Below are 8,743 nucleotides of genomic sequence, written 5' to 3'. Positions count from 1 at the left end.
CCATGGTGCGGGTGCGGATGAGCCGCCGGGATGGGGACATGCCCTGGCGCCAGTCTGGATTGAGTGGGTTGTCCCGACGTCAGCAATCCTCCTCACAGTTACTCTCCTCAGCATGCTCGGTGTCACACCAGCGATGGCCGACTGCCAGATCGCAGACGCAAAGCTTGAAGAAGCCATCCTGCAACGGCCCGAGCTTCGCGGGGTTGCCAATCGCCAGACAGTACGTGACCTGCGCAACTTGCGCGACGCCGCGATCACCCTCTGGTCTTACGGGCGTTATGACGACTGCGAGCGCCTCCTGGGCAACATCCGTGAACTCCTTGCTGGCCCTCCGATGGATTCCTTGGGCGGCAACGACGAAGATGGGGCCGAGAAGCAGATGAGCGCGCGGGAGCCAAAGACCCAGCGCGGCGCTGTCCAAGGGCGTCGTGCTGACAAGGATGCCAAGCCGCTCATCAACATTGACGAGCTTGCCCCCGGCTTGCGGGCAGACCAGATCATCGGCGCCGAAGTGCGAAGTGCTGACGACAAGATCGTTGGTGAGGTCAGGAACGTCGTGTTTGGGACAAAGGACCGCCGCGATTATGCGATTGTGGCCTCGGGAGGGTTCTTCACGCCCGGGAAGGACAGCATCGTCGTGCCGATCCGATATCTCAAGGTCTCACAGGAGCGCGACAGCTTCTTCCTTCCCATGCCCGAGGCGAAGGTGAAGACTGTGCCGCACATGCCCGATCAGGATTACAAGTGGCTGTCGGACGAGGCATGGCGTACCCGGAACGATGCGCTCTTTGTAGGTCGCCCCTAACCAAAGTACAGGCTTGCGCCTATGAAGCCGATCAGTGCTGTGACGTAGCTTATGCAAGTGCCTCCGAAGGCGAGCGACAGGATCTGCCTCTCGCCAAATGGCTAAGCTTGCCCTTTCAAGAAGCGCCTTCCAAGGGACCATGTTCCGGCTGCGAAGCGGCTTCATAAGGATTGGGTCCCAAGGAGAAGCCGGTGGAAGTCGTCCGGGGGGATGCTGCCGCCCGTCTGCATCAGCGATGAGGACGTTGAGCACTCCGCCAGCGACAAAAGCACGGGCCTTCTCGACCGCGGCAGCCGTCATCTGGCAGGTTGCCGCCAGAGGCCCATTCAGCCCTTGTCCCGTAACAACGAAGTACAGGCACTGTCCGCTTGGTTGATCATGTAGGCAGGGGATGTGATTCCTGATCTGATGGCCAACCTTTTCTGATGAGGCGACACATATCAAATCAGAGCCCGCCAAACCACGACGGTGGTTGGCGGGCTCATTGGGCTTACGCGTGGGAGGCAATTCTCGGTTTCGGGTGTTTTAGGAAGAAGCGCATTATCTCACGGCTGGCATCGGGACCCTTTGGTTCCGTGCAGGACCCACTCGGACTTCCTCCGGACCAGGCATGGCCGGCCCCATGCAGAACCCAATGCTCCAGCATCGGGTGTCCGCTGTCATCGGACGCAACCGTGCGGGTATAGCTGATCCCGCCCGGAGCCTATCCGCGGCTGACCGTTGTCTCGAGATCAGAGCCCGCCTTCGACTGCGCGATAACCTGGCCCCCATTGACGGGGTTCACGGTCGTGTCGCGACCGCCGTGGAACATGATCGTCGGCACCGGCTGCTTGGCTCCACCATTCTGAGGCGTCCCGCCCTGCCGCATGGCAGCAAACGCTGAGGGCATGTCACAGGTAGCCCCACACGCTAGGCCGGAGTGGACCCCAACCGCCGCATAGAGGTCTGGGTAGGCCGAGCCCATGATCGCCGCTGCTGCCCCGCCGGCTGAGAGCCCAGCAACATAGACGCGTCCCGGCTCGACGGAGAAGTCATGCATAATCTGACGAGTGATGCCGGCGATCAGCGAAGGTTCTCCCCGATCCCGCTGCTGATCGCCTGCGTTGAACCAGTTCCAGCACTTCGAGACATTGGCGGACTGTGCCTGCGCCGGGTAAGCCACCAGGAACGTCTGCTCTTCGGCCAGTTCGTTCATCTGCGTGCCGGCCGCAAAATCGTCCGGCGATTGCGTGCAGCCGTGCAGCATCACCACGAGCGGCACAGGCTGACCCGTGTAGCCGCTTGGGATGTAAAGCTTATACGTCCGGCTTCCCGCCTCGTTGGCAAAGGTGCGCTCATCGAAGAGCGCTCCCTCCGGCAGCGGGGCCGGTGCACGGGCTGGCCCCCCTCCAACTAAGCCATCCAGGCCGGGTAGGGAGCCGGGCTGGCCCATGCGGTCGAGGAAACCTCGTGAGGCTTCCGGCACCTGAGGCTGGCCTGACGCTCCGGCGAGACCACCAAGAGGATGAGAGGCACTGTGTGGGAAGTCGAATCTCGGCGGGGTCCAGGCCCCTCCCTTAGCAGGTGGTGGCACTATATCGATAATGCGACGGAAATGCCCTGCTGCGCGGTTGCTTTCATCTTCCCTGGCGCGGCTTGAGGTCGTTTGTGGGTGACGACCCGAAAGCCCACCCTGAAGGAGGGCCGTGGCTTCGGTGAGCCGGCCTTCACGACTTAGGCGGGCCGCCTCGAGCATGTTGATGTTTGGTTTCGTGTTCATGGGTTCAATCCTGTGGTTGGGCAAAGCGGGACCTGCCCCTGAACCGCGTTGGAAAGGGTCGGGCAGGCTCTGAGGCGGTGAGACAGGCGCTACCAGATGGTCAGCGCATTCGCCCCTTCAGCGCCTCTTTGACAGCAGGACTGGCGTGCAAAGCGCCAAGGAAGTGAAGGGAGGCAATCGTCTGCTGGGCGAGGTCTGGCGTGACATCGCTGGCGATGCTGGCGAGACCGAGAACCTGGATGTGCAGCACTTCGCCAGCTGCTTGCACGGCCTCAAGATCTTGGCGGCTGTAGTGGCGCAAGCCGAGGTCGAGTTGGTGTCGCTCGACCGATTTCCTGACAGCATCGTTGTGCCGATCAAGCTGGTTGCGAATAGCAGTGCGGATGAAGTCGGTCCGGTTAGAGTAGAAGCCCTCTTGGACGAGGAGATCGATATGGCCAATATCGATATAGCCGAGGTTGATCGTGATCTTCTCGCTGTCTGCGGCCTTGAGCCGAAGCTTGTGCATGTTGTTGGCCACTTCTAACCCCCCTGCTACCATCTACCTGGATGGGAGGTGGATGGTTCATCCGGCACGTTCAAGACCCGACGCTCACATTTTGCTGAATTCAGTCCGCTGCCTCGCGTCTATGTCACTGGCAGCATCTTCAGCCGAGCCCGAGCTTGGCTATGAGATCAGATCAGGAGACAGTAATGCCTATTGTCCAGCACATCTATTGCAGCGCCATCATCAGCAAGAAGATGTGCGACGCGCTCACAAGCTATGTCTTCTCAATCAGTGCCGCCAGAGGAGGAGTAGACGAGTTCGTGGTCTATCTGGTCACAGGTGGCGGCAATCCGAGTTCAGGAATGGAGCTCTACAACTTCTTCAAGGCCAGGCCGGAGCGAACGACCATCTACAACATGTCGAGCGTCGACTCGGCGGGCGTGCTTTTCTTCCTCGGCTTTCAGAGCCGCTACGGCCTTCCGGCCTCCAGCTTCATGGTGCATCAGACAAAGTTCTCAAAAGTCTCCCTGCCCGACTGGTACAGCTACTCCGACCTGAAGAAATCTGAGATGGAGCTGCTTGCGGTGGACCAGAAAACCCACCGCGTGATTGCGTCTGAGACGGCGCCACAGGCTGCGGTGCCTCTCTCGGTGGAGGATGTGGAGGCCGCAGCCAGCCGCACGACGATCTATTTTGCCGAGGATGCTCTGCGGAACGGCTTCATCGAGGAAATCATCATTCCAACGATGCCGATCCAGGATGTGTTCTATCTGACTGACCAGTATCTCGCCGGACTGCCGGATTGAACGGCGCTCGGCTTAAACTTCAAAGGAACAACTCGGGGCTAGTCGCGTGCCTCTTCTCCACGTTTCTGTGCGGCACGTTCCACCGCACTGGCGACTGCATCTGGATCCAGGTGATGGACCATGTGGCCGAGCCCTGGAAGTGTAATGAACTCGCTCTGCGGCAGTTCCCGGTGCAGGCGCTCCGATTGACGGCCAACATCCGCAATCTGATCATCAGCACCGGTGATGATTGTGACCGGCATCCGCAGCTCGCTGTAGTGGTGCCGCAGCTCCATTACTGAGGGCGTCATGAGGGCTGCGTCCTCAGCTGCGGCGCGCAGTTGCGACGGACGGAGCATCATTTCCTTGGGGAACTGCCTCTCAAACCGCTCCGGCACCTCCGCTGGCGCGAACATTTGTTTGATCAGGCCCGGTAGGATAGCGCGGGCGACCAGAGGAGAGATGGTATAGCGCATCGCGTCGCCGATCACTGGAACAGCCGGTGGCGAGAACAGGAACGTGTCGGCTCGCAATGTCGGGTAATAGTAGCCCGAGGCAAGCACAAGGCTGCCAACAAGCGATGGATCTTCAAGGGCAAGGGCCACGGCGACCAGGGTGCCCCAGGAGTGCCCTAGGACGACAGCTTGCTCTACGCCGAGTTGCCCCAGTGCGCGTTGGAAGAGCTTGGCGTGAGCGCGGGGCGTCCAGAGCTGGCGTGGCCTGGTGCTGTAACCATACCCCGGGCGGTCGAATACGATGACCCTATAGCGGGATGCCAGCCGGTCCACGAGACCACTGACACTAAAGTCCTGGATCATGGTGCCGTTGCCGTGGATCAGCACGATAGGCTCGCCCTCGCCGCGCTCGATGTAGTGCAGACGCACGCCATCAACATCGAGGAACCGGCCTATCGGCGGCGTCCTGCGTTTGGCAGCCCTGGTTTTCTGCCGGTTGTACAGAACAGCAGCGCCCAGTACTGCGGCCGAGCCTACCAGTACGGGCGCGAGCCAGCGCCAACGGCTCGAATGAGAGCTCTCGCTTGGATGCGCGCTGTCCGACGTTGCAGTCGTCCGCCCATGGTGATGGCCGTTAGCCCATTGCGGGTGGGTCGAGTGAAGGGTCGTCCCAGCTTGGTCGTGCGGGCTTGTCTCGGCTCTCGTCTTAGTGCGGGACATGCATGCTCTCCATGTGGGCTGATCGTAGTGAACGCCTAGGCGACCCGCCGGTTGCTGCAACGCAGCAAGTTGCAACAATCGCCCTTTCTAAGGAGGCCTCCTCGGGCACGCGGGTGCTTGGCTGCGGGGGGAACAATGTCCCAGACGGGGCTGATGGTCCCCAATTGCACCGATGCTTTCAGAGAGCCTTATCCAACGGCCTGCTCCTCGTCTTCATCGGAAACGAGGTCGTTGAGGCTGTCAGCGAAGTCGACAACTTGATCGGACACGGCGCGATAAACCGCAGTGTCGCCAGACCGATCCTCGATCCGAATGCAATATTCACCATCAACACGTGTGACGGCAATGGTGGCGAGGGTCTTCAAGATGGCAAATTGGACTATGCGTATCTCCGTGGATAATGGGAACGCCTGAGCGCCCGCGAGTGATCCACTGCGATCAAGCGGACTGAAAGGTGGCTGACGCCAATCCGAGGAATGAAAGCCCCGCCAGGGTTCTTAGCGACCACGCTTTGCAATATATACGGTGTTCGTCACCTCGCCATCCTTCCGCAGGTTGTCGAAGGCAACGATGTGCGTATGGCTGGTCGCAAACACCTCACCAAGGGTCTGTTGAAACTCATCGTCCGGAGGATCGTTCGACCACAGGGCAAAGACACCCCAAGGATGGAGGTGTGCCGCAAGGCGCATGAGACCATTGACGGTGTAGAGCGCTGCATGGCTTGGATGCAGGACGTTCTTCGGCGAGTGGTCGATATCAACCAGGATCGCGTGGTAACGGTGTCCAGGGTGGTCGGTATCGAAGCCCGCCTCTGAAGCGGCCCCGGCAAAGAAGTCGCCGAGAACCAGCCGGCAGCGTGGATCAGAGGTCAGCTCGGCCCCGAGCGGCAGCAATCCCCGCTGGTGCCACTCGATCACCTCGGCAAGGGCGTCGACCACTAAGAGCGAGCCCACCTGTGCATGCTCCAGCACCGCGCGTGCGGTGTAGCCAAGGCCAAGGCCGCCGACAACCACATCGAGGGACGTTCCGGCCAGGGCTGCGAGCCCGAGCCGTGCGAGGGCGATCTCGGATGCGGTGAACAGGCTCGACATCAGGAACTCGTCACCAAGCTTGATCTCGTAGATGTCACCGCCGCTCACGAGATCGCGTCGGCGCCGAAGGCTGAGCGCTCCCATTGGGGTGGGGCGATAATCAAGCTCCTCGAACAGGGCACTCATGGCATACTCCGCATTAGGCGTTCATAGTGCTTTCATTAGCGTATCCGCGATAGCCAAAGAACTGCCGTCCATGATGTGCACTGATTGAGCCTGATCAATGTTGAAGCCGCCCCCCTGCTGACCAGAGTCCTGGCTTGAATTGCATTCCCATCTGGTAAGTTCTGCCTCTGTTAGAGACAAAGACAAACAGTCCTTGTTATCACTCCAGAAAAGAACTATATCGTTTTCATGGGATTTTGGCCGGACAATCGGGTCGTTTCGCTTTTGGTCTTTCCAGGCGCACGTTCGGACTTTCTTACCATTACATCGACGAACAGAGTTGAGGCCGCGCTTTTGCGCGCCTTCGCTCCCGTGCATCTGCAGCAATCGTGAAAGGCTACCCCAATGATTACGGGCACCGTAAAGTTCTACAACGACATGAAGGGCTTCGGCTTCATCCAGCCGACCGACGGCACCAAGGACGTGTTCGTTCATGCCACCGCTCTCGAGCGCGCTGGCATGCGCGGCCTCGTCGAGGGCCAGAAGGTTGCCTTCGACACGGCCGAAGACCGCCGCTCCGGCAAGGTCGCCGTCAACAACATCGAGATGGCGTAATCGCCGATGACCGGCGCGGGACAAAAGACCTGCGCCGCCAAACGTTGAAGCCGCTCCCCCGTGGGGCGGCTTTTTCGTTTGCACCGGCTGGATGATCCGCTCGACCCTGCCCGGTCAAATCAATCTCCAGGAGGAATGCATGTCGCACAAATATCAGGTTCATCAGTTGGTCCGCATCACCCATCCACGCATCTCGGACAAGCGCGCAAGCGCAAGCGGCATCTACGAGGTGACGCGTCTCATGCCGGCGGACCAGTCGGGTGAAGTCTCGTACCGCATCAAATCGTCCGGCTACGGCGAGCGCGCCGTGCGCGAAAGCGAGATTGCCGCCAAGGCATCGATGATTTGACCAGCGGCGAGGCCTTCTTCCGCGGATCCCAGGTCTACGATCCTGTCGCGCTGCTTCGGGGAGACGATGAGATCCTTTACATCGCCCGTGTCGGCATGAAGGCATCGCAGCGCTTCATGATCCTTACGCCCACAGGCGAGCCGGCCTGGCCGCACGAACCGCTCGGCAGCCTCTCGGACGCTGCCTGGGCGCTTCAGGCGCACGGGTGGCACGCCGTGACCCCCGAGCCCATCGGCCCCAATGAACGACCCGCCAAGACGCTGGCCCGCCTGCTGACCGAGAGAGCTTAGGCTGCAGAGCAGAGAGGAGCCGATCATGAACGATCAACCGACTAATCTCGACACCCATCGCGGCATGGCAGCCCAGAAGGCAACCGACCTTCGCCGCCTGAGGTCCGAGGTCGAAGCCGACCAGGATGCCCTGCGGGCGAGACAGGCGGAGCTCGAAGACCTGCTCGCGGCCGCGCCCGCCGCCGATTGGCTCGAGGCGATCGAGAAGGCACGCTATCTGCTCGGCCTCCTGGCGCAGAGCCTGGATGCAAGCGACCTGCGCCGCCGCAGGCTGATCGACCGCGTGATGGCCGATTTCGACCATCTGCTCGACAATTCGACTCACGACTGAGATGATCACTCCCACGAACCGACGGATAACGGAGACCAGCCATGGCCAAAGGCGAGCAACGCGGCAACCGTGAGGCAAAGAAGCCGAAGAAGGACAAGCCGAAGGAGGCCATACCGACCTCGCCCTTCGCGAACCAGGGCAAAGGCAGCACACCTGCGAAACCATCCGGCGGCAAGCGTTAGCGCCTTTGCGCATCACCTGCTGAAAGATCCCTATTTAACGCGTCGACTTGGCGGGATCAGGTCTCATCATGGGGATCGATTGGTCTTATTACTTCGAGGGTCTCGGCGCGACGGCTGAGGGTGGAATGGTCCGGCACCACCGGATCAAGGCCCCAAAGCCTCAGGATCGAGCCAATCAGGCCCTCGTTTGACGAAGTGCCAGGCGAAACACCGTCCGCAGCGTTAGGCCCATTCTGATGGTGAGAGCCGAATAATGGGGCTGACCGCCTCAGGTCGTCCGCGGTTCGGCCCGCCAGGCGGCAATCGCCTCGTCAGAGAACCAGACTGTGAGGCTCCCTCATTAGCCAGGACATCGTGTCGTACTTCGCCCAATTCATCTCCCGGCGCCGCTGCTTCGGGATGCGATGGCGGCGAGCGGCATTGGCTTTGAAGGGCATGGCAGAGATCTTTGATCAGAAGCCGAATAGGTCTCCGCGCTACCAAGTTGCGGGCACCAGCCCGACCATCCATGCAACATCAAGGCGAGGGCCTGATCTCCCTGCACGGTAAACCCCTGAAGGTGCTGTACTGGGAGGGGCTGAGGACGGCGGGCGAGTTCGATCCGACTTACCTGCACCTGGTCAAGCGGGAGGCTCTCTGACCGGGATCAAGGCTTTCCCTCGCAATTTGGGTTGGAGAGCCTACATAAAGGTGATACTGTCGGCGAATTCAGAAGGCCGGCGCCAACGCCGCAAAGCGGGTCACGCGCGTCTTGGTGCGCGGTCGTCCG

12 protein-coding genes and 2 pseudogenes are annotated in these 8,743 nt (G+C 60.7%); 8 read left to right on the top strand and 6 right to left on the bottom strand.

The window, feature by feature from the left end; all coding sequences use genetic code 11:
- The first annotated feature begins 112 nt into the window (after window positions 1–112).
- The gene (locus JKG68_RS29625; protein WP_202065719.1) at window positions 113–805 is read left to right on the top strand and encodes a PRC-barrel domain-containing protein; all 693 of its coding nucleotides are present in this window, start codon (window positions 113–115) and stop codon (window positions 803–805) included.
- 490 nt (window positions 806–1,295) lie between these two features.
- Here the strand turns inward: JKG68_RS29625 and JKG68_RS29620 are convergent.
- Window positions 1,296–2,564, bottom strand: a pseudogene (locus JKG68_RS29620) (extracellular catalytic domain type 1 short-chain-length polyhydroxyalkanoate depolymerase).
- A gap of 100 nt (window positions 2,565–2,664) precedes the next feature.
- The gene (locus JKG68_RS29615) at window positions 2,665–3,105 is read right to left on the bottom strand and encodes a ribbon-helix-helix domain-containing protein (RefSeq protein ID WP_202065718.1); all 441 of its coding nucleotides are present in this window, start codon (window positions 3,103–3,105) and stop codon (window positions 2,665–2,667) included.
- Window positions 3,106–3,257: 152 nt separating this feature from the next.
- Here JKG68_RS29615 and JKG68_RS29610 point away from each other — a divergent pair, with 152 nt between their 5' ends.
- Complete coding sequence (locus JKG68_RS29610) at window positions 3,258–3,857, top strand: ATP-dependent Clp protease proteolytic subunit (protein ID WP_202065717.1); 600 nt, start codon at window positions 3,258–3,260, stop codon at window positions 3,855–3,857.
- Between the two features lie 38 nt (window positions 3,858–3,895).
- Here JKG68_RS29610 and JKG68_RS29605 read toward each other — a convergent pair whose 3' ends face one another.
- The 3 genes from JKG68_RS29605 to JKG68_RS29595 all read right to left on the bottom strand — a co-directional run bounded on the left by JKG68_RS29605 (window position 3,896) and on the right by JKG68_RS29595 (window position 6,228).
- Window positions 3,896–5,011, bottom strand: coding sequence for an alpha/beta fold hydrolase (locus tag JKG68_RS29605; protein WP_202065716.1), 1,116 nt, complete (start codon window positions 5,009–5,011; stop codon window positions 3,896–3,898).
- Between the two features lie 188 nt (window positions 5,012–5,199).
- Entirely contained in the window at window positions 5,200–5,376 is a 177-nt protein-coding gene (locus tag JKG68_RS29600; RefSeq protein WP_202065714.1) for a hypothetical protein, read from the bottom strand.
- Between the two features lie 132 nt (window positions 5,377–5,508).
- On the bottom strand, window positions 5,509–6,228 hold the full coding sequence (locus tag JKG68_RS29595; RefSeq protein WP_246516036.1) for a polyamine aminopropyltransferase: 720 nt from the start codon (window positions 6,226–6,228) through the stop codon (window positions 5,509–5,511).
- Between the two features lie 384 nt (window positions 6,229–6,612).
- Here JKG68_RS29595 and JKG68_RS29590 point away from each other — a divergent pair, with 384 nt between their 5' ends.
- The 5 genes from JKG68_RS29590 (at window position 6,613) to JKG68_RS29570 (ending at window position 7,974) form a co-directional block, all read left to right on the top strand.
- Complete coding sequence (locus tag JKG68_RS29590; protein WP_202065712.1) at window positions 6,613–6,822, top strand: cold-shock protein; 210 nt, start codon at window positions 6,613–6,615, stop codon at window positions 6,820–6,822.
- A 139-nt stretch (window positions 6,823–6,961) separates the two neighbouring features.
- A complete protein-coding gene (locus JKG68_RS29585; protein WP_202065710.1) occupies window positions 6,962–7,171 on the top strand; it encodes a hypothetical protein in 210 nt (69 codons plus the stop codon).
- Window positions 7,168–7,461 carry a hypothetical protein gene (locus JKG68_RS29580; protein WP_202065708.1) on the top strand — a complete coding sequence of 98 codons (294 nt, stop codon included), beginning with the start codon at window positions 7,168–7,170 and terminating at the stop codon, window positions 7,459–7,461. The genes JKG68_RS29585 and JKG68_RS29580 overlap by 4 nt, the downstream gene beginning before the upstream one ends.
- 25 nt (window positions 7,462–7,486) lie before the next feature.
- Window positions 7,487–7,792: a hypothetical protein gene (locus JKG68_RS29575; protein ID WP_202065706.1), complete on the top strand. Its 306-nt coding sequence runs from the start codon at window positions 7,487–7,489 to the stop codon at window positions 7,790–7,792.
- Window positions 7,793–7,833: 41 nt separating this feature from the next.
- Window positions 7,834–7,974: a hypothetical protein gene (locus tag JKG68_RS29570; protein ID WP_202065705.1), complete on the top strand. Its 141-nt coding sequence runs from the start codon at window positions 7,834–7,836 to the stop codon at window positions 7,972–7,974.
- Between the two features lie 98 nt (window positions 7,975–8,072).
- Here the strand turns inward: JKG68_RS29570 and JKG68_RS29565 are convergent.
- Window positions 8,073–8,311: pseudogene (locus JKG68_RS29565) on the bottom strand (transposase); the annotation flags it as partial.
- A 171-nt stretch (window positions 8,312–8,482) separates the two neighbouring features.
- Between JKG68_RS29565 and JKG68_RS34380 the strand changes: the two are divergent.
- Complete coding sequence (locus JKG68_RS34380) at window positions 8,483–8,614, top strand: hypothetical protein (protein ID WP_281399259.1); 132 nt, start codon at window positions 8,483–8,485, stop codon at window positions 8,612–8,614.
- The last annotated feature ends 129 nt before the right edge of the window (window positions 8,615–8,743 follow it).

Source organism: Microvirga aerilata (assembly GCF_016743775.1).
GTDB classification, from domain to species: Bacteria; Pseudomonadota; Alphaproteobacteria; order Rhizobiales; family Beijerinckiaceae; genus Microvirga; species Microvirga aerilata.
This window is presented reverse-complemented; position numbering and strand designations above follow the sequence as displayed.